The sequence below is a fragment of the Clostridioides sp. ES-S-0010-02 genome (assembly GCA_020641055.1).
GTDB lineage: Bacteria > Bacillota > Clostridia > Peptostreptococcales > Peptostreptococcaceae > Clostridioides.
Window position 1 is genome coordinate 1,215,136 of record CP067345.1, and the last position, 20,664, is coordinate 1,235,799.

General features: G+C 32.8%; 11 protein-coding genes, 1 tRNA gene, 2 rRNA genes and 1 other RNA gene. 13 read left to right on the plus strand and 2 right to left on the minus strand.

The features are described 5' to 3' along the window. Positions 1-77: 77 nt before the first annotated feature. From JJC01_05790 to JJC01_05800, 3 genes are all read left to right on the plus strand, one after another. Positions 78-782 (plus strand): response regulator transcription factor, encoded by a 705-nt coding sequence (locus tag JJC01_05790; protein ID UDN59372.1) that lies wholly within the window; start codon positions 78-80, stop codon positions 780-782. After that, positions 775-2,097, plus strand: coding sequence for a HAMP domain-containing histidine kinase (locus JJC01_05795; protein ID UDN59373.1), 1,323 nt, complete (start codon positions 775-777; stop codon positions 2,095-2,097). The genes JJC01_05790 and JJC01_05795 overlap by 8 nt, the downstream gene beginning before the upstream one ends. Positions 2,098-2,209: 112 nt before the next feature. After that, positions 2,210-3,583: a hypothetical protein gene (locus JJC01_05800; GenBank protein UDN59374.1), complete on the plus strand. Its 1,374-nt coding sequence runs from the start codon at positions 2,210-2,212 to the stop codon at positions 3,581-3,583. A gap of 249 nt (positions 3,584-3,832) precedes the next feature. Here the strand turns inward: JJC01_05800 and pdaA are convergent, their stop codons facing one another. After that, positions 3,833-4,774, minus strand: a complete 942-nt coding sequence (gene pdaA / locus JJC01_05805; GenBank protein ID UDN59375.1) for a delta-lactam-biosynthetic de-N-acetylase — start codon at positions 4,772-4,774, stop codon at positions 3,833-3,835. 353 nt (positions 4,775-5,127) lie between these two features. On the opposite strand from pdaA, the gene JJC01_05810 reads away from it, so the two are divergent. The 3 genes from JJC01_05810 (at position 5,128) to JJC01_05820 (ending at position 9,898) form a co-directional block, all read left to right on the plus strand. Further along, a 16S ribosomal RNA gene (locus JJC01_05810) occupies positions 5,128-6,628 on the plus strand. Positions 6,629-6,849: 221 nt separating this feature from the next. Continuing rightward, a 23S ribosomal RNA gene (locus tag JJC01_05815) occupies positions 6,850-9,746 on the plus strand. Together the 16S and 23S rRNA genes with 1 tRNA gene alongside form the textbook arrangement of a ribosomal RNA operon. A 77-nt stretch (positions 9,747-9,823) precedes the next feature. Continuing rightward, positions 9,824-9,898: transfer RNA gene (locus tag JJC01_05820), tRNA-Thr, on the plus strand. Positions 9,899-10,137: 239 nt separating this feature from the next. Here the strand turns inward: JJC01_05820 and srtB are convergent. Further along, positions 10,138-10,821, minus strand: a complete 684-nt coding sequence (gene srtB, locus JJC01_05825; protein ID UDN60130.1) for a class B sortase — start codon at positions 10,819-10,821, stop codon at positions 10,138-10,140. Between the two features lie 134 nt (positions 10,822-10,955). Between srtB and rnpB the strand changes: the two genes are divergently transcribed. The 7 genes from rnpB (at position 10,956) to JJC01_05860 (ending at position 20,651) form a co-directional block, all read left to right on the plus strand. Then, positions 10,956-11,290, plus strand: an RNA gene (gene rnpB / locus JJC01_05830) — RNase P RNA component class A. Between the two features lie 276 nt (positions 11,291-11,566). Further along, positions 11,567-14,077, plus strand: coding sequence for an SPOR domain-containing protein (locus JJC01_05835; protein ID UDN59376.1), 2,511 nt, complete (start codon positions 11,567-11,569; stop codon positions 14,075-14,077). A 122-nt stretch (positions 14,078-14,199) separates the two neighbouring features. Next, entirely contained in the window at positions 14,200-16,191 is a 1,992-nt protein-coding gene (locus JJC01_05840; GenBank protein UDN59377.1) for a hypothetical protein, read from the plus strand. Further along, positions 16,181-16,501 (plus strand): hypothetical protein, encoded by a 321-nt coding sequence (locus JJC01_05845; protein ID UDN59378.1) that lies wholly within the window; start codon positions 16,181-16,183, stop codon positions 16,499-16,501. The genes JJC01_05840 and JJC01_05845 overlap by 11 nt, the downstream gene beginning before the upstream one ends. Before the next feature lie 199 nt (positions 16,502-16,700). Continuing rightward, entirely contained in the window at positions 16,701-17,570 is an 870-nt protein-coding gene (gene galU / locus JJC01_05850) for a UTP--glucose-1-phosphate uridylyltransferase GalU (GenBank protein ID UDN60131.1), read from the plus strand. Positions 17,571-17,592: 22 nt separating this feature from the next. After that, a complete protein-coding gene (gene galE, locus JJC01_05855) occupies positions 17,593-18,606 on the plus strand; it encodes a UDP-glucose 4-epimerase GalE (GenBank protein ID UDN59379.1) in 1,014 nt (337 codons plus the stop codon). A 110-nt stretch (positions 18,607-18,716) separates the two neighbouring features. Next, a complete protein-coding gene (locus JJC01_05860; GenBank protein UDN59380.1) occupies positions 18,717-20,651 on the plus strand; it encodes a cell wall-binding repeat-containing protein in 1,935 nt (644 codons plus the stop codon). Positions 20,652-20,664 lie beyond the last annotated feature (13 nt).

The following is a 20,664-nucleotide window of genomic DNA, read 5'->3' on the forward strand; positions in this document are numbered from 1 at the left end:
TAAGCTTTTACTAATAAAGTATAATATTTTATATAGTTTGAAATATTTAAGAAATATAGTAAAAAAGGAGCTTAGCGATGAATAAAGAGATTCAAAAAAAAATTTTAGTAGCTGATGATAATCCAGAAATTAGGGAAATTGTAGAAATACTTTTAACTGGTGAAGGTTATGAAGTTGTTATGGCGACGAACGGAGAAGAGGCTGTAAACTTAGTAGACAGTACAATTGATTTGATTATTTTGGATGTTGTTATGCCAGTAAAGACAGGGTTTGTTGCATGTAATGAGATTAGAGAAAAAACAACAGCTCCAATATTATTTTTAACTGCGAAAACTCAAGATTCCGACAAGGTTATTGGGTTTTCAGCAGGAGGAGATGACTATTTATCAAAGCCTTTTTCATATTCTGAGTTAATTTCAAGAGTTAAGTCATTACTTAGACGTTATTATATATATCAGGGAAAGGAAAAGAATAAGGAGCAAAATATATTGAAAACAAGAGGTTTAAGTGTAAATTTGGATACCCAAGATGTCATATTGGATGGAGAAACTATATTTTTGACAACTATAGAATATAGCATACTAGTTCTTATGCTAAAAAATAGAAAAAAAGTTTTCTCGTCTGAAAATATATATGAAAGTATTTGGGATGAGCAATATTTTTATACAGCAAATAATACTATAATGGTACATATTAGAAATTTAAGAAAAAAATTAGAGAAAGATCAGAAAAATCCACAATATGTAAAAACTGCATGGGGAAAGGGGTACTATATTGATTAGCAAAATTAAGCCATCAAAGTTGGGTGTCATACTATTGATATATGTAGTAATCTCAGCTGGGGTGGCTTTTATTTTAAATATACCATTTTATTCTGCCGTTGAGTCAATAGTAAAGGATGTATCAGAAGGTAGAACCTATTTTAAAAGAGAAGCAGACCAGTTAATGGCTGATTTTCAAATCTATGTGAATGATAAAAATTTAAGTTCAAATGATGGAGAAGATATATCAAATTGGAATAATGACAATTGGTTTGTATCTATGAAAGTATATAAAGGAAATGAGCTTTTTTATGATACACTGTACTATCCAGATGAAGTACCTGATAAGAGTGAAGAAAATGAATTTTATAGTAGCTCTATGGCTAGACATTATGAGATACAATTTTCTGATATTAAAGCTAGTGTAGTTATAGTAGCACTATTTAGATTTCGATTTCAAAATTTTATAGAAGCTGTTTCTATCACATTTATGGCAATTACATTTATTGTAACATTTTTATTGCTGTTGAGTAGAAAGATTAAATATCTAAGAAAAATAGAGATGGGCATAAAGATAGTAGAAAGTGGTAGTTTAAAGTATAGAATTCCTGTTAAGGGTAACGATGAATTATCATCACTTGCATCTAGTATTAATGAGATGAGTCAGGCACTTGATAATCAGATTATAAAAGAAAGAGAAATGAAGAATAAAAATAAGGATATAGTAACTTCAATATCACATGATGTCAGAACTCCATTGACATCAGTAATTTGTTATTTGGATTTAATTAAAGATCATAAGTATAATAGCCCTGAGCAATTGGAGCAATATATAAAAAATGTGAGATTAAAAGCATATCAGATAAAAGATTTGACAGATGACCTTTTTACACATTTTGTTAATTCGGAAGAAGAAGTTTCTAAAAAATATGAAAAGATTAATGCAAATGAATTTATATTTCAACTGCTTTTAGATAGTTCATATACATTGGAAGAAAAGGGATTTCATATAAAAATAGAAAATGAACTTTATAATCAATATCATATTTATGTAGATGTAACACAATTTAGAAGAATATTTGATAATCTATGTTCCAACATAATAAAGTATGCAAGAAGGGATAGACCAATAGTATTTTTAATTAAAGTTGAAGATGGTAAGCTGTTAATTATACAAAAAAACAAAGTTAGTAACATTCATAAAAATGTAGAAAGTTTTGGAATTGGCATAAAAAACTGTGAAAAGATAATTGCATATCACAATGGAAGTATAAATGTAAAATCAGGTGACAAAGAGTTTTCTATTGAAATATCTATTCCAGTAAATGAATCATAAATGTCTAAATTAAGTACTGCACATGCCAATTGTTATGTGCCTATGACCAAGTAACAAGTTTACTTGTAAGACCATATAATATTATTATCTTAAAAAAAGGGGACATAATAATATGGTTTTAACAGGAGCGCATTATATTTACATTGTATTTATGGTAATTATCTTAATTACTATGCTTATGAAAAAAGATACTATAGTACCATGTATATTAGGTGTTTTTTTCATGGGGCTATTCTTTGAAAAAAATATCTTTGGAGCTATAACAGCAGTGTTTAACTCGTTTATTATATCTTTAAATGAGTTGGGACCTATTATTTTAATCATAGCTATTATGGTAGCTTTATCTAAAGCTCTAGAAGCAAATAATGCCATACAGTATATGGTAAGACCATTTTCCAAAGTTATAAAAAATTCTAACACAGCATTTTTTGTAACTGGATTTGTAATGTTGATTCTTTCTTGGTTTTTTTGGCCAACTCCAGCTGTTGCCTTAGTCGGAGCTGTATTTTTACCTGTTGCTATTAGAGCTGGATTACCAGCGATTGGTGTTGCAGTAGCATTAAACTTATTTGGTCATGGTCTTGCCTTATCTACAGACTTTGTTATTCAGGGAGCCCCAAGTATAACAGCTGGTGCCGCAGGAGTAGCAGTATCATATGTCATAAATGATGGTATGATTTTATTTTGGGTAATGGGAATTGTAACGATATCGATGGCGTTTTATACATTAAAAAGAGATATCAATAAAGGAATGTTTAGAGAAGAGCTTAAAGATTTTGAAAGTGAAGAAGTAAAAGAATTTAATGGAAAATCTAAGATAGCAACTATTTTAGTAGCTTTAGGATTTCTTGCTGATATAATTGCTATGTATATGTTTGACCTAAAAGGAGGAGATGCATCAGCTCTTTTAGGAGGAACAGCAGTGTTTCTAATAATTATTATAAACACTATAAATTTTGGTAAAAATAGTCTTGAAAATGTGTGTGAAAATATAATAGATGGTTTTGTGTTTGGTATAAAGATATTTGGAGCTATTATACCAATAGCAGCGTTTTTCTACATGGGAGAAGTTGCACCTTTAACTGGTGTATTTGGAAAGGTATTAGCCCCTGGTTCTCAAGGATTATTATCAGATATAGGGATAGCTCTTTCTCAAACTATACCACTTAATAAATTTGCAGTATCAGGTATAGAAACTGTAGTAGGAGCAATAACTGGGCTTGATGGTTCTGGGTTCTCTGGAATCTCATTAGTTGGTTCACTTGCATCTGTATTTGGAACTGCTATTAATGCAAGTGTTGGTGCATTAGCTGCATTAGGTCAAATTAGTGGTATTTGGGTTGGTGGAGGATGTCTAGTTCCTTGGGGGCTTATTTCAGCAGCAGCAATTTGTGGAGTTAGCCCTATTGAATTGGCAAAAAGGAACTTTATTCCTGTGATAACAGGTCTCATTGTAACAACAATAGTAGCAGTATTCATTATTTAGAAAATAAAAGCTAATATTATTTTACTTGTAGATTAACAAAGCTTATGTAAATTAAAACTTATATAAATTAAAAATAAAAAATCATATAAATTAAAAATAGATGTACAGTTATTATCTACTAAAAGACTTTTGTATCATGTAAAAACTATACATCTATTTTTTTTGGAAGTATTTAATTTGAAGTAGTTTATGTAAATTAATATCTGAATATTAGATTTAAAATATAGCTTTTAAATATATTTCTAAATGTTAATAATTTAGAAGCTCAAAATTGTATCCTAGTTTTCTAGCATCTGATATAAAATCACTTAGAATTTCTGTACTAGTTTTAGAAACAGCATGTAGTAATAAGATAGAACCATCATGTAAATTATCCATTATTTTCTTCTTAGCTTCCTCATGTGATGGTTGTTTTTCAGTATCCCAATCTCTATATGCGAAACTCCAAAATATAGTTTTATAACCTAGGTTTTTAGTCATTGCTAAGCTTTTTTCTGAATATTTACCCATAGGAGGTCTGAAAAACTTAACTATGTTTTTTCCAGTTAATTCTTTATAAAGTTTTTCAACATCTTCAAATTCATCATTAAAGCTTTCTAGATTGCTTGTTTTTGTTGGCATAGAAGGATGAGTTTTACTATGACTTCCAACTATGTGACCTTCTGCAACCATTCTTCTTATCAAATCTTCATTTTCCTTTATATATGGAGAGGTAACGAAAAAAATGGCCTTTACTTTATTTTTTTTTAAAACATCTAGTATCTTTGATGTATATCCATTTTCATAACCTTCATCAAATGTAAGATATAATGTTTTTTGACCATCTTTGATGGGTCCATTATATATAGCATTATAGTCAGAAAAATTAAATTTGATGTCAGTATTTACTTCTGGAGTTTGATGTTTAGTATTTGGTATATAAAACCAATCAAGAGCAGTATTATCCAAAGATGACACATCTAACTTTTCATTATCATTGTTCACAGTATTTTTATTTGATGGACTGTCTGTTCCATCTGAAACAGTTACATTGGAAGTATTTTTACTATCATCAGCATTTTGAGAATCTCCTTGTGTTGATATTTCTTTATTCTGTTCTGTGTTTTGTTTTTTTTGTGAGTTTGAACATCCCACAACGAAAAAAATAGATATAGAAAGTATTGTCAAAACGTATAGTATCTTTCTAAGCATTTTTTAGCTCCCTTCTAAATTAATTGTAATTATATATAGTATTATTATAGTTTGAAAGTGTTATTATTAATAGTTACATATTTGAAAATAAAGTCGCAATAGTATTATAAAATATGAATAATTAATAAATTTAAGAAAAAATGTAAAAAAGTAGTTGACCATATTATAATAAGATGTTATGATAATAAATGTGCTCAACAAGGAACCAAAAGGAACCAAAAAATAATGAGTACAAAATGATTTATTTAATAAAATGAACTTTGAAAATTAAACAGTAGGTTAATTTATAAAACAAGAAACAAACCATAAAGCCAGATATTTAGATAACAATAGTATCTGAGCCTGATAAACTTTTATTTGAGAGTTTGATCCTGGCTCAGGATGAACGCTGGCGGCGTGCCTAACACATGCAAGTTGAGCGATTTACTTCGGTAAAGAGCGGCGGACGGGTGAGTAACGCGTGGGTAACCTACCCTGTACACACGGATAACATACCGAAAGGTATGCTAATACGGGATAACATATTTGAGAGGCATCTCTTGAATATCAAAGGTGAGCCAGTACAGGATGGACCCGCGTCTGATTAGCTAGTTGGTAAGGTAACGGCTTACCAAGGCGACGATCAGTAGCCGACCTGAGAGGGTGATCGGCCACATTGGAACTGAGACACGGTCCAAACTCCTACGGGAGGCAGCAGTGGGGAATATTGCACAATGGGCGAAAGCCTGATGCAGCAACGCCGCGTGAGTGATGAAGGCCTTCGGGTCGTAAAACTCTGTCCTCAAGGAAGATAATGACGGTACTTGAGGAGGAAGCCCCGGCTAACTACGTGCCAGCAGCCGCGGTAATACGTAGGGGGCTAGCGTTATCCGGATTTACTGGGCGTAAAGGGTGCGTAGGCGGTCTTTCAAGTCAGGAGTGAAAGGCTACGGCTCAACCGTAGTAAGCTCTTGAAACTGGGAGACTTGAGTGCAGGAGAGGAGAGTGGAATTCCTAGTGTAGCGGTGAAATGCGTAGATATTAGGAGGAACACCAGTTGCGAAGGCGGCTCTCTGGACTGTAACTGACGCTGAGGCACGAAAGCGTGGGGAGCAAACAGGATTAGATACCCTGGTAGTCCACGCTGTAAACGATGAGTACTAGGTGTCGGGGTTACCCCCTCGGTGCCGCAGCTAACGCATTAAGTACTCCGCCTGGGAAGTACGCTCGCAAGAGTGAAACTCAAAGGAATTGACGGGGACCCGCACAAGTAGCGGAGCATGTGGTTTAATTCGAAGCAACGCGAAGAACCTTACCTAAGCTTGACATCCTAATGACATCTCCTTAATCGGAGAGTTCCCTTCGGGGACATTGGTGACAGGTGGTGCATGGTTGTCGTCAGCTCGTGTCGTGAGATGTTGGGTTAAGTCCCGCAACGAGCGCAACCCTTGTCTTTAGTTGCCATCATTAAGTTGGGCACTCTAGAGAGACTGCCAGGGATAACCTGGAGGAAGGTGGGGATGACGTCAAATCATCATGCCCCTTATGCTTAGGGCTACACACGTGCTACAATGGGTAGTACAGAGGGTTGCCAAGCCGTAAGGTGGAGCTAATCCCTTAAAGCTACTCTCAGTTCGGATTGTAGGCTGAAACTCGCCTACATGAAGCTGGAGTTACTAGTAATCGCAGATCAGAATGCTGCGGTGAATGCGTTCCCGGGTCTTGTACACACCGCCCGTCACACCACGGGAGTTGGAGACGCCCGAAGCCGATTATCTAACCTTTTGGAAGAAGTCGTCGAAGGTGGAATCAATAACTGGGGTGAAGTCGTAACAAGGTAGCCGTATCGGAAGGTGCGGCTGGATCACCTCCTTTCTAAGGAGAATTGCCTACTGTTTAATTTTGAGGGTTCGTTTTTACGAATACTCAATTAGCACTTTGAGCAACAGGATTTATCTGTTGGCGCTGTGCGTTAGCACTTTGAAAACTGCATATATATATTTAGTGATATGACATCTAATTTGTAATATATAAAGCTGATAACTTTTAAAAATTATCGAAGTTGATAGCTTCTAATCTATCAAACCTTTTTAACTGGTCAAGTTATTAAGGGTGCAGGGCGGATGCCTTGGCACTAGGAGCCGATGAAGGACGTGATAAGCTGCGATAAGCTTCGGGGAGTTGCACGTAAACTTTGATCCGAAGATTTCCGAATGAGGAAACTCACTTAGAGTAATGTCTAAGTATCATTAAGTGAATACATAGCTTAATGAGGGGGACTCAGGGAACTGAAACATCTAAGTACCTGAAGGAAGAGAAAGAAATTCGATTCCGTAAGTAGCGGCGAGCGAACGCGGAATAGCCCAAACCAATAAAGTTTTCTTTATTGGGGTTGCGGACGTATCTTAAACGAAGAGGTATCGTAATTGAAGAGGTTTGGAAAGACCCACCACAGAAGGTAATAGTCCTGTATGTCAAACGAGAAAACTTCAGATATGATCCAGAGTACCACGGGACACGTGAAACCCTGTGGGAAGCAGGAGGGACCACCCTCCAAGGCTAAATACTACCTAGTGACCGATAGCGTATAGTACCGTGAGGGAAAGGTGAAAAGAACCCCGGGAGGGGAGTGAAATAGAACCTGAAACCCTGCACTTACAAGCTGTGGAAGCACATTTCTTGTGTGACCGCGTACTTTTTGTAGAACGGGCCAACGAGTTACGTTAAGTAGCAAGGTTAAGCACTTAAGGTGTGGAGCCGTAGCGAAAGCGAGTTTTAACTGAGCGTTCAGTTACTTGACGTAGACCCGAAACCGGGCGACCTACCCATGAGCAGGATGAAGCGAAAGTAAAATTTCGTGGAGGTCCGAACCCACGAGCGTTGAAAAGCTCGGGGATGACTTGTGGGTAGCGGTGAAATTCCAATCGAGCCCGGAGATAGCTGGTTCTCCCCGAAATAGCTTTAGGGCTAGCCTCAAGGTGAGAGATACGGAGGTAGAGCACTGAATGTCCTAGGGGGTATTGCACCTACCGAAGACTATCAAACTCCGAATGCCGTCATCTTATACTTGGGAGTCAGACTGTGGGTGATAAGATTCATAGTCGAAAGGGCAACAGCCCAGATCGTCAGCTAAGGTCCCTAAATGTAAGTTAAGTGGTAAAGGATGTGGGATTGCACAGACAACCAGGATGTTGGCTTAGAAGCAGCCACTCATTCAAAGAGTGCGTAATAGCTCACTGGTCGAGTGATCCTGCGCCGAAGATTTCCGGGGCTAAAACTTACTACCGAAGCTACGGCATCAGTAATGATGGGTAGGGAGCTTCCCATACGGGTTGAAGCATGACCGTAAGGACATGTGGACAGTATGGGAGTGAGAATGTTGGCATGAGTAGCGAGATGTGGGTGAGAATCCCACAGGCCGTAAACCCAAGGTTTCCAGGGGAAGGTTCGTCCGCCCTGGGTTAGTCGGGACCTAAGCTGAGGCCGAAAGGCGTAGGTGATGGACAACAGGTTGATATTCCTGTACTACCGATAACCGTTTGAGAGATGGGATGACACAGTAGGATAAGCTAAGCACACTGTTGGTTATGTGTGCCCAAGCATTGAGGCAGTCAGAGTAGGTAAATCCGCTTTGATAATGCTGGGATGTGATGGGGAGCGAAATTTAGTAGCGAAGTAGCTGATTTCACACTGTCAAGAAAAGTCTCTATCGAGGTTAAAGGTACCCGTACCGCAAACCGACACAGGTGGGTGAGGAGAGTATCCTAAGGCCCGCGAGAGAACTGTTGTTAAGGAACTCGGCAAAATGACCCCGTAACTTAGGGATAAGGGGTGCCACCATACGGTGGCCGCAGAGAATAGGCCCAAGCGACTGTTTACCAAAAACATAGGTTTCTGCTAAGTCGCAAGACGATGTATAGGAGCTGACGCCTGCCCGGTGCTGGAAGGTTAAGGGGATCTGTTAGAGTAATCGAAGCAGTGAACTTAAGCCCCAGTAAACGGCGGCCGTAACTATAACGGTCCTAAGGTAGCGAAATTCCTTGTCGGGTAAGTTCCGACCCGCACGAAAGGCGTAACGATTTGGGCACTGTCTCAACAACAGACTCGGTGAAATTGTAATTCCGGTGAAGATGCCGGATACCTGCGACAGGACGGAAAGACCCCATGGAGCTTTACTGTAGCTTGACATTGGGTCTTGGTACTACATGTACAGGATAGGTGGGAGGCTTTGAAACCAGGACGCCAGTTTTGGCGGAGCCATCCTTGGGATACCACCCTTGTAGTACTGGGACTCTAACCATAGGCCATGAATCTGGTCTTGGGACACTGTCAGGTGGGCAGTTTGACTGGGGCGGTCGCCTCCCAAAAGGTAACGGAGGCGCTCAAAGGTTCTCTCAGTACGGTCGGAAATCGTACGTAGAGTGTAAAGGCAAAAGAGAGCTTGATTGCAAGACATACAGGTCGAGCAAGGATGAAAATCGGACTTAGTGATCCGGTGGTTCTGCGTGGAAGGGCCATCGCTCAACGGATAAAAGCTACCCTGGGGATAACAGGCTTATCTCCCCAAGAGTCCACATCGACGGGGAGGTTTGGCACCTCGATGTCGGCTCATCACATCCTGGGGCTGTAGTAGGTCCCAAGGGTTGGGCTGTTCGCCCATTAAAGTGGTACGCGAGCTGGGTTCAGAACGTCGTGAGACAGTTCGGTCCCTATCCGTCGCAGGCGTAGGAAATTTGAGGAGACCTGTCCTTAGTACGAGAGGACCGGGATGGACGTACCTCTGGTGTACCAGTTGTTCTGCCAAGGGCATGGCTGGGTAGCTATGTACGGAATGGATAAGCGCTGAAAGCATCTAAGCGCGAAGCCAACTTCAAGATAAGATTTCCCACCGCAAGGGTAAGACCCCAGAAAGACTATCTGGTTGATAGGTCGAAGGTGTAAGTGCAGCAATGTATTTAGCTTATCGATACTAATAGGTCGAGGACTTGACCAATATTTATTTGATGTTCATTAATTAAAATATATATGCAGTTTTTAGAGTGTTAATTTAACTCACAATAGAATAAGTGTGCTGGTGTGGCTCAACGGTAGAGCAGCTGACTTGTAATCAGCAGGTTGTAGGTTCGATTCCTATCACCAGCTCCAGTAAAGACTATGTTTTTAACATAGTCTTTTTTATTATATAATATATTTATTATTTTATATAGTTTATAGAAATAGACAGGAAATTGATAAATTTAAGTAAAAAATAGCTATTAAGTAAGAAATAGCTATTAAGTAAGAAATAGCTATACAGATTAAAATAATTATTTTAATCTGTATGTGAATACCTTAACGCAAAAATTTGATTATTTGTGTAAGAATTGTTAAAAAGACATGTATATTTAATTTGAAACTAACTTGCCATGGATTACCATTCTAGCATCATCAAATTCATAAGTGCATGTAGAAAGTGTAACTATCTTATCTTTACTACTTACTTTCATATTTGATTTATGTAATGATTTGGAAGTAATAGCATCTATGTATTTTTGATAGTCTGATTCGCTATTAAAGCTTGTTTTTAGATAATCATAATCAGATTCTACAATATAGGCAGAAAATACTTCATATAATAATTCTTTTCCATCCATAGTGATTTTTATTTGATTGTTTTCTTTAAAGAAATCATCATCTTTAAACTTATTTAGATTATTAAACATTGTTTTGTTTTTCATATTATGTCCATATACTATAACATTTTGGTCATCCAGAGATTTATTTCTATAATCCATGAATAATGTACCTGAGATAGATTTTTTACCATAAAAGTCTTTGTCAAGATAATAAGAATTATCTTTAGATTGTACAACTGGATAATTTATATTTGTATTATCAACAGAAAGCCAAAACTTAAAATCTTTGTTTATTTTTAATAAGTCTTCTTTTTTATTTTCTTTTTTCTGAAGTTGAGCAGATACTTTAGTATCATGGCTGTACTTGCTAAGCTTTAAGCATATATTAAATCCACTATAGATTATTACTAATATTAATATAATATTAATTATTACTCTATATAATTTTTTCAACATTCCACCTCAAATCATAAATAATAGTTTATATACCTATATTACACTATTTTTGAAGAAATTTAAATTTTTAGTATAATATTACTTTGACATACTTAAGTATTTATGATAATATAGCTAAGTAAAATGAATATTAAGTAAGCCAGATAATCGCATGTAATTTTACATGAGGAAAGTCGGAGCTCCATAGAGCAGGGTGCTAGGTAACACCTAGTGGGAGCAATCCTAAGGATAGTGCAACAGAAATAAACCGCCACTTAAGTGGTAAGGATGGAAAGGCGAGGTAAGAGCTCACCAGCAGCTAGGCGACTAGTTGGCTATGTAAACCCCACCTGGAGCAAGACCAAGATAGGAATAAAGAGTGCTGCTCGTACTCTCCGGTAGGTAGGTCGCTTGAGCTTATTGGTGACAATAAGCCTAGAAAGATGATTATCTAATACAGAACTCCGCTTATAGACTTGCTTAATTTTTTCGATAGGTGAAACATCAGTTTAAACTGATGTTTTTTTATTTGCAAATTTGTCTAATTTACTTTCAAAATTTTGTGGAATATTGTAATATAAGTTAGTACAGATATTAAAAATGGTATAATATAAGATGGATATAAAAAGAAAAAGTAAAATGATGTAAATAATATGATATGATATAAGATGTAGTAAATTTAGTAACTAATTATTAAAATATCATAATCAAATTAGTAATTTTACATAATGTAAATATCACAATAAAATAATTGATTTAAGGAGTGAAGGTTTTGAGTGAAAATAATATAATAAGAAATACTGTTTTAAATGTCACAGCAAGTTTTTTAAAACAAGAGTCTAAGATAAATGAAAAATTAGAAGGTGTTTTAGAAAAGAAATTTGAAAAAGTAGAATTCAATGAAGCAAAATATGCTGAGCTTTTAAAATTTAATATATTGTTTTATAAAACATTAGCAAGAAATACAGAACCGCTTATCGGGAAATGGATAGTAGATAAATACATACCTGAAATAGATGAATTAGAGAAAGAATTAGAATTAACTACAGCTAAATGTAGAAAGTATGTAAATAAGGCAATGAAGGATGGTTTAGACTGTCTAAAAGCCAACGATTTAAGTAGTTTTTTAGCTTATGATAAAATGGACCTATTAGAGAGACGAAGACGTTTAGAAAAGGATTATAAGGTTCTAAATCTATATAAAGACCTTCTTAATATAACACTTAGAAAGATAAGTTTAGAAAAGAAAGATTGTGCAAGTTTATTTCTTAAGAATCAAGCTGATGCTAAAAGAGAACTAAAAAGAGAAATAATATTCTGTGTAAATAAGATATTAGCTAGTAGCAAAGAGGTAGTACCTAAAAATATAGAAGAGAATTCTGAACAAAGCAGTGAAGATATAAAAGCAACAGAAATTGAAGATTTACAATTAGGTAAAGATAATTCAGAAAATGATGTTTTATTAAATTCAGTTAAAAAGTCAGAATTAGGAAAAGAACCGCAGATAAATGATGTAGAAGCAAAGTTTATGGATAAACTAAATAGTTTAAATGATGAAAGTATATCTCAAACTGTATATAATGAATATAAAAAATTATGTGGGTTAGAAGAACTTCCTTATGTTGAAGGCTATGGCTTTGGTGGAGAAGTTATTAAAGACTTTGTTTGTGCAACAGTTGCATTAGAATTTTTGAAGAGAAGAAATAGAGACCTTATAGAAGGTGCGATGAGATTAACTATAATTGGAGAATTTGGTGCTGAAAATTTTAAGGAATTCATAGATTATGTAATTAAAAATAAAACAGAAATTAGTGAAAATGTTTGGGAAGAAGCACACATTGTTCTAAAAGATAAATCTTCTGAATTAGAAAATCACGATATTGTATCAAAGAGAACTAGAAAAAATAAAGACATTGATATTGAAGAATATATTTATATGATAAAAAATGCAGATAAAGATGTTTGTTTTAGAAGTAGCATTTCTATAGAGGAAGATACTAAAGAAGAAGTAATTAATAAGAATGAAAATGTAGAGAATGCTATAGAAAATAAAGAAGATATTGAAAAAGATCATGATATAAATAAAGAAGAAATAATTGAACCAGAAAATAAGAAGAGTAGAAAAAAAGATAAATTATTTGGATTTATGAAAAAGGAAAGCAAAAAAGAGGATGTGCTAGAAGAAACTGAAAAGGAAGAGATTGGATTAGATAATACTTCTGATACAGTTCCAGGTGAAGCTGATGAATCTATTAAGGAAAATATAGAAAACTTAGAAGAAATAAACCAAAGTTTAGAAGAAGAACGCAACATAAAAATAGAAAAACCAATAAATAATGATGAGTTAGATAAAAAACTATCAGCAAGTAATGAGCCTAAATCTGAAAAAGAAAGTAAGGGATTAGGTGATGAAATGCCAAAAGAAGCAGAAGAAAAAAAGGTAGAAAGTGAAAAATCAGTAGTAATACCTATTAACAAGAAAGAAAAAAATAGCAAAAAGTCTAAACATTCTTCTAAGTTTAATTCTAAGGAAAAGAAAACAGAAATAAAAAATTATGAATCAAATGAAGAAGATTCTATAGATGATGAAGAGGTTGGTTCTAAAAAAAGCAGATTAAAAGAGACTATTATAGCTATAGTTATAGTGGCAATTGTTGGTGTAGGATACTTTATAACAGTAGGCAATAACAAGAAAAATGATAAAGACACGACACCTCCAAAAGCACCAACTCAGCAACAAGCCAACAATAAACAAACAGAAGAAGAAAAGAAAGCAAAAGCTGAAAAAGAAAAGAAAGAAGCAGAAGAAAAGGCAAAAGCAGAGGAAAAAGAAAAAGCTGAAAAGAAAGCAAAAGAGATGGAAGCATATAAAGACGGTAAAGGTGTATATTATACTGTCTATGCAGGTTCACTTAAAGTTGAAGCAACAGCAAAAGAAACAGCAAAAGAATATGAAGCTAAAGGTATTTCTTCAACAATAGTTCAAGAGAATGGATATTATAAAGTGAAGATAGGTGATTATTCTGAGTATGGAGAAGCACAAGAAAAATGTAATGAATTAGCTAAGAAATCTATTGATACATATATAGCGATGTATGATAAGTACTATGATTACAAATTAGAAGATTTGAAAGAATCAGCTCCTTCATTAAGTGCTGAAGAACTTAGACAAAAATATGAAGATTTAAGAAGTGAGTTAAAAAATAAATCTGGATATCGTGAATATGTTAAACATTTAGATAAACTTTATGAAGAAATAGTTGAAGGTGCTTAGGATATTTATTAAATAAGGACGAATTATGTCTCAAAATAAAAAGTATTAAAAGATATTATTTATTTTGAGACATTTTATTCACCTTTAGAAAATAATTATAATTTTGTTTAGGCGGTGAAGGTATGTTGAAATTAGGAGAAAAAATTATATATGAGCTTTCAGATGGATTTGAGCTTAGTGGTATCAGTAGATATTCAAAAGAATCTAAGAAACTTCATATAACAAATTTAGGTAATATTATAATCAGCAAAGCAGATGAAGTTAATGATGAATCAGGGGTAAAATATATATATAGTTTTTCAGATAATAAAAAAAAGTTAGAAGCAGTTTTAGAAGGTTCTCAAATAATCATTTATGGAGATAACTTGCCTTTTTATATAAAAAGTGAGAATTCAAGTAAGAATGTTACAGCAAGTTTAACTATGAAAATAACTTTAGATGAATATGATTTAATCTGTAAGAACCAAAGAGAATTTATATTTTATTTAAAAGACAACATGACTATCTTGAGTTTAGATGATAATAAATTTTATATGGGTGGAATTAATAAAGATAATGAAAAGTTTATATTTATCAGTGGAAAAAATAGATTTGAAATAAACTTTGATGATATAGAAAGATATATTTTAGAAGATAAGAGAGTTTCTCTAAAGGGTTATTTTCATATGGAAAGAGAAGGTCTTATAGTAAGGTCTATTTCTATATTTAATAATAATGTAGAAAATATAGTTCCAGCCGATTTAAGTGAGAGAGTTAAAGATAATAAGAAAATAGGAAATCTTCCTAAAGATTGTGAGATAGTATTCTGTAAAATATCAGGAAATATAGATGGATTTGATTATAAAAATACTAATATGCTTTTAGTAAAATATCAGGATCAACTTATTTTTATAAATAAGAAGTCTAAAAAAACTATTGTTAAGTCAACAAAAGATAATTGTTCAAAGTTAATTTTAGGAGAAGACATTATATTATATGATAATAAAAATGTATTTAACTTGCACATAAATGATAAAAATAAAGAAGCTATGCAAATAGAGGATTTAAAAGATATAGAAAATGAAATAGTAGGATATACATTAAAACATGCCCCATTTTTTATCCAAGAAGATTTTAATAGTTTAACAATAATGAAGTCTTTCCAAAAAGAAATTATATCTATAAAAAATAGTGATGTTAAAGATATTGTAATTAATAGAGATATTGAAAGTAAAAATTCTGATTTTGTAGAAACAGAAATAAAATTTAATAATCAAAAAATAATTTTAAATTTAAGTAGAAGTATGGTTCAAAAACTTATGCAAGATGTCTTTATATATGCAAAAAAACCACTACTTAAAGACGTTTCTGTTGAGATTTTATATAAAAATTGGTCTAAAGCTATGAATGATATGATAATATTTAATTTCTTTGGAAATATTTATTACATGAAATCTGAATTTGATAAAGTATTAGAAAGAGAATTGAATGATGAAATAAGAATAGAAGTCATAAATGCACTTTATAATCAGATACAAGAACAGAGAAATAATTTAGACTTGATATCAGCTTATACTCCAAGAATATTAGAAAATCAAGAGATAGAGTTATTTGAAAAGTATAATGCAAAACTTGATGTACAAGTATTTAGACAGATTAAAAATTTATTCTTTGATTTATCATACAATATAAGTAGTTATTTAGATGGAGTTGAAAAAAGTTTAGATAATATTATATTTGTAATATCAGGTAAAGATAAGAAGCGATACAATTATAGGATGTTAAAGGAAAGTGAAAGTGCAAACTTGGATGTATTTTTAAAACAAGCTATATCAAGATTAAATCATTTAGTAGAAAATATGTATCCTTACTATGTGGATGAAACTAGTAGAGAGATGTTTAAGTTATTTGAAGTTTTATGGAAAAATTATAAAAATATTAATGATGATAGTGTAAAAGAAGTATTATTCGAGAGAATAACAAATACATATGTATTTAGACAATTGACATTAAATAATAATACAAATGAAAGAAGAAAAGACATAATTGAAAAAATATATAATTCTGTTGATTATGGAGCCAATAAGATAGATGAAAATATGTTTTTCACAGGAGGTATGAAGTATGTCAAGTAAATACAATGTATGGAATTTTAATTATGAGTTTTTAGGTTTGAATTCAAGTGATGAAAAAAATAATGAAGTTTATTATGAGATTGATTTAGATGAAGTCTTAAATGAAAACTATATAAGTGAAGATATAGATGGAGATTTAGATACTGATGGAAATAGCATCTTAGGAGAATTAATATCAGAAATGGATATAGATGAAGATGTAAGTGTTGACATGACATATCAAGAATTAGACGTGGATTTAGAAGATTTAGATTCATATTTGGATGATGATATAGATAGTGATATAAAGGGTATTTTAGATGAAATTTAGTATCTATGTGAGTTTTAGGTAGAATATATAAAATATAATATATTAACTTATAAAAACTAAAGGTAGATGAAATTTCATCTACCTTTATGTTCTTGTAATGTTAAGAATTGGGATAATATAGAGTTTGAAGAAAAAGTATAAATATGGTATATTAATTTGGTACAAGAGAAAATTTACGAAGAAGGGTGAAAAAATGCAGATGACAGTAAAAAAAGCGATAATACCAGCAGCAGGGCTAGGAACTAGATTTTTACCAGCAACAAAATCACAGCCCAAAGAAATGCTTCCTATAGTAGATAAGCCAACTTTACAGTATATAATAGAAGAAGCTATAGACTCAGGAATTGAAGAAATTCTTATAATAACAGGTAGAAATAAAAAATCTATAGAAGACCATTTCGATAAATCAGTTGAATTAGAGTTAGAATTAGAACAAAAAGGTAAGACAGAAATGCTAGAAATGGTAAGAGATATATCAAATATGGTAAATATTCACTATATAAGACAAAAGGAGCCAAAAGGTCTTGGACATGCAATTTACTGTGCAAAAAGTTTTATAGGAGATGAACCTTTTGCTGTACTATTAGGTGATGATATAGTAGACTCAGATGTGCCTTGTCTAAAGCAATTAATAGATACTTATAATGAATATAAAACAACTGTACTAGGTGTTCAAAAGATAGCTAAAGAAGATACAAACAAATATGGAATATTGGATATAAAACATATAGAGGATAGAGTTTATAAAGTTAAAGATATGGTTGAAAAGCCTGCAATTGAAGAAGCACCATCAGATATAGCCATACTTGGAAGATATATAATAACTCCTGCAATATTTGATATATTAGAGAAACAAACACCTGGAAAAGGTGGAGAAATACAGTTAACAGATGCACTTCAAACTCTTGGAAAACAAGAAGCTATTTATGCGTATAATTTTGAAGGAAGAAGATATGATGTGGGAGATAAGATTGGTTTTTTAGAGGCGACAATAGATTTTGCTCTACAAAGAGAAAATCTAAAAGATGATTTAATGGATTATATGAGAAAAAAAGTAAGCGAAAAATAAATTTAGAAAAGAGGTAATTACTATGGCGGTTTTAGTAGCTGGAGGAGCAGGATATATAGGAAGCCATACAGCAATAGAACTTTTAGAATCAGGTTATGAAGTTGTTATAGTTGACAATTTAAGTAATAGTAACTCAATAGTAGTTGATAGAATTAGAGAATTATCTGGAAAACAAGTAAAATTTTATAATATTGATATAACTAATAAAAATGAAATGCACACTGTATTTAAAGAGAATAATATTGAATCTATTATACATTTTGCAGCTTTAAAAGCAGTTGGAGAATCAGTGGAAAAGCCAATTGAATATTATAGTAATAATCTAATAAGTACATTAAATTTATTTGAATTAATGAGAGAATATGGTGTTAAAAAATTTGTATTTAGTTCATCAGCTACTGTATATGGAGATCCACATACTTGTCCAATATTAGAAGATTTCCCGCTTTCCGTAACTAATCCATATGGAAGAACTAAGCTTATGATAGAGCAGATGTTAGTGGATATATCAAAAGCAGATGAGTCATTAGATATAGCACTTTTAAGATATTTTAATCCAGTAGGTGCTCATAAGAGTGGAAGAATTGGTGAAGAACCAAATGGAACTCCAAGTAACTTAATGCCTTATATAACAAAAATAGCAGTGGGTAAATTAAAAGAACTAAGTGTATATGGAAATGATTATCCAACTCATGATGGGACTGGAGTTAGAGATTATATACATGTATTAGATTTAGCTGCTGGTCATGTAAAGGCATTACAAAAATTAGAAGAAAATCCAGGACTTGTTGTTTACAATTTAGGAACTGGTAAAGGATATAGTGTTCTTGATTTAGTTAAAGCATTTTCTAAAGCCAGTGGAAAAGAGATACCATACAAAATTGTTGGAAGAAGAGCTGGAGATGTAGCAATGTGTTATGCAGATTCATCAAAAGCAGAGAAAGAACTTGGATGGAAAGCTAAATATGAACTTGAAGAAATGTGCCAAGATTCTTGGAGATGGCAAAGTATGAATCCAAATGGATACGAAGCATAAAATGTATATTAAAGGGGTAAATGTAACAAATTTGTAAATGCAAGATATTGGTAATTTTATGTTATAATTAGAGGCGTGTAGTTATGTTTCTAAAAGAGGGGGAAGTTATAGTGAAAAAAAGTCTAAAAAAGTATTTAGTACTAGCAATGACTTTAGTTTTAGTATTTGCATGTGGTGTACCAGAATCAAGTGCAGCCAGTAAACATGTAATTATAGTAAACTCAAGAAAAAATACTCTGGGATATTTTGTAAATAGCAAGCTTGTAAAAGAATTTAAAGTTGCAACAGGGAAAAAAGGTTCAGAGACACCAACAGGGAAAACAAAGGTAGTTAACAAGATAAAAAATAGACCATATTATAAAGGAAATATACCTGGAGGAAGCCCAAAAAATCCATTAGGAGATAGATGGATGGGATTAGCACTAAAAGGAACTTATGGAGATACATATGGGATACATGGAAATAATAATGAAAGTTCTATAGGAAAACACATTTCTGGTGGATGTATAAGAATGCACAATAAAGAGGTTAGATGGTTATTTGACCAAGTTCCAGTAGGTTCAGATGTAATTATAGATTATAGTAATGACAGTTATACTAAAATAGCAGCAAAATATAAGATAAATTTAAACCAAACAGGATGGAAAACAGAAAATGGTAAGAAGTATTATGTAAAATCTGATGGAACATACCAAAAAAATAGTTGGTTAAAAGTAAATGGAAAAATGTATTATTTTGATGCTTCAGGAGTAATGCAAACAGGATGGAAGACAATTAATAATAAAAAATATTACTTAGGAACTGATGGAGTAAGAGTATCTGGATGGAAGGTAATAGATGGAAAAACTTATTACTTTAATTCAGATGGAGTAATGCAAACAGGATGGCAAGAAAAAGATGGCAAGAAATACTATCTAGGAAATGATGGCTTATCAGTAGTAGGATGGCAAGAAATAGATGGTAATAAGTATTACTTTGATAAAACAGGAGTAATGCAAACAGGATGGCAGCAATTAGAAGGTAAATCTTACTATTTAGACAAAGAAGGTAAAATGCTAACAGGAACTCAAAAAATAGATGGAAAAGATTATACTTTCAATGAAGATGGAACAATAAACCCTACATGGAACACAGTTATAGGAGCAAATAGATTTGATACAGCTAAAAAAATAAGTGAAGTTGGAAATTGGGGTGCTGATAGTTCAGATACTGTTGTATTAGTAAATGGAAATGCAATAGCAGATGGAATAACAGCAACACCTTTGGCAAGTAGTTACAATGCAACAATATTACTTACTAATACAGATAAATTACCAACTGAAACTGTTGCAGAAATGAATTTATTAGCACCTAAAACAGTAATTTTAATAGGTGGAGAAAATGCAATAAGTTCTAAATTAGAGCAAGAAATAAAGAGTACTTTTAATGCAGAGACAAAGAGAATATCAGGTCAAGATAGATATCAAACTGCTGTAAGAATAGCTAATGAACTTGGAAACAGAGAAGAAATAAAGACAGCTTATATGGTTTCTGGAAATGGAGAGGCAGATGCTCTATCTGTAGCTTCTAAAGCTGGAGAAGAAAAACAACCTATAATACTAGTTAAGAAAGATGGAATTACAGAAGAATCTTATATTTGGCTAACAGAAAGAAAATTAGAAAATGCATATTTTATAGGTGGACCAAATGCAATTAATGATTCAACAATAGCTAAGATGAATGAAATAACTACTGAAGATGTTTCAGGAAATAGAATATATGGAAATGACAGATTAGATACTAATGCTAAAGTTATAGAAAAATTCTATGGCGATACTGATTTACAATCTGTGTTAGTTAGCAAATCAGATGCTTTAGTAGATGCTTTATCAGCTGGACCATTAGCTGCAAAATTACACTCACCAATAGTTTTAATGGATAATTCAGGATTATCAGCAGAACAAAATAGAGTATTTGCAAATAAAAAAGTTGAAACTCCTTATCAAATTGGAGGAGGAGTATCTTATATAGGTATGGATAAATTAATAGATATTCTTAGAAAATAATAAAACTATATAA

What these genes read in the sequence shown, in the direction of transcription:
- JJC01_05790 (UDN59372.1), top strand. Translation starts at nt 78, where the DNA reads ATGAATAAAGAGATTCAAAAAAAAATTTTAGTAGCTGATGATAATCCA.
- JJC01_05800 (UDN59374.1), top strand. Translation starts at nt 2,210, where the DNA reads ATGGTTTTAACAGGAGCGCATTATATTTACATTGTATTTATGGTAATT.
- pdaA (UDN59375.1), bottom strand. Translation starts at nt 4,774, where the DNA reads ATGCTTAGAAAGATACTATACGTTTTGACAATACTTTCTATATCTATT.
- JJC01_05840 (UDN59377.1), top strand. Translation starts at nt 14,200, where the DNA reads ATGTTGAAATTAGGAGAAAAAATTATATATGAGCTTTCAGATGGATTT.
- JJC01_05845 (UDN59378.1), top strand. Translation starts at nt 16,181, where the DNA reads ATGTCAAGTAAATACAATGTATGGAATTTTAATTATGAGTTTTTAGGT.
- galU (UDN60131.1), top strand. Translation starts at nt 16,701, where the DNA reads ATGACAGTAAAAAAAGCGATAATACCAGCAGCAGGGCTAGGAACTAGA.
- galE (UDN59379.1), top strand. Translation starts at nt 17,593, where the DNA reads ATGGCGGTTTTAGTAGCTGGAGGAGCAGGATATATAGGAAGCCATACA.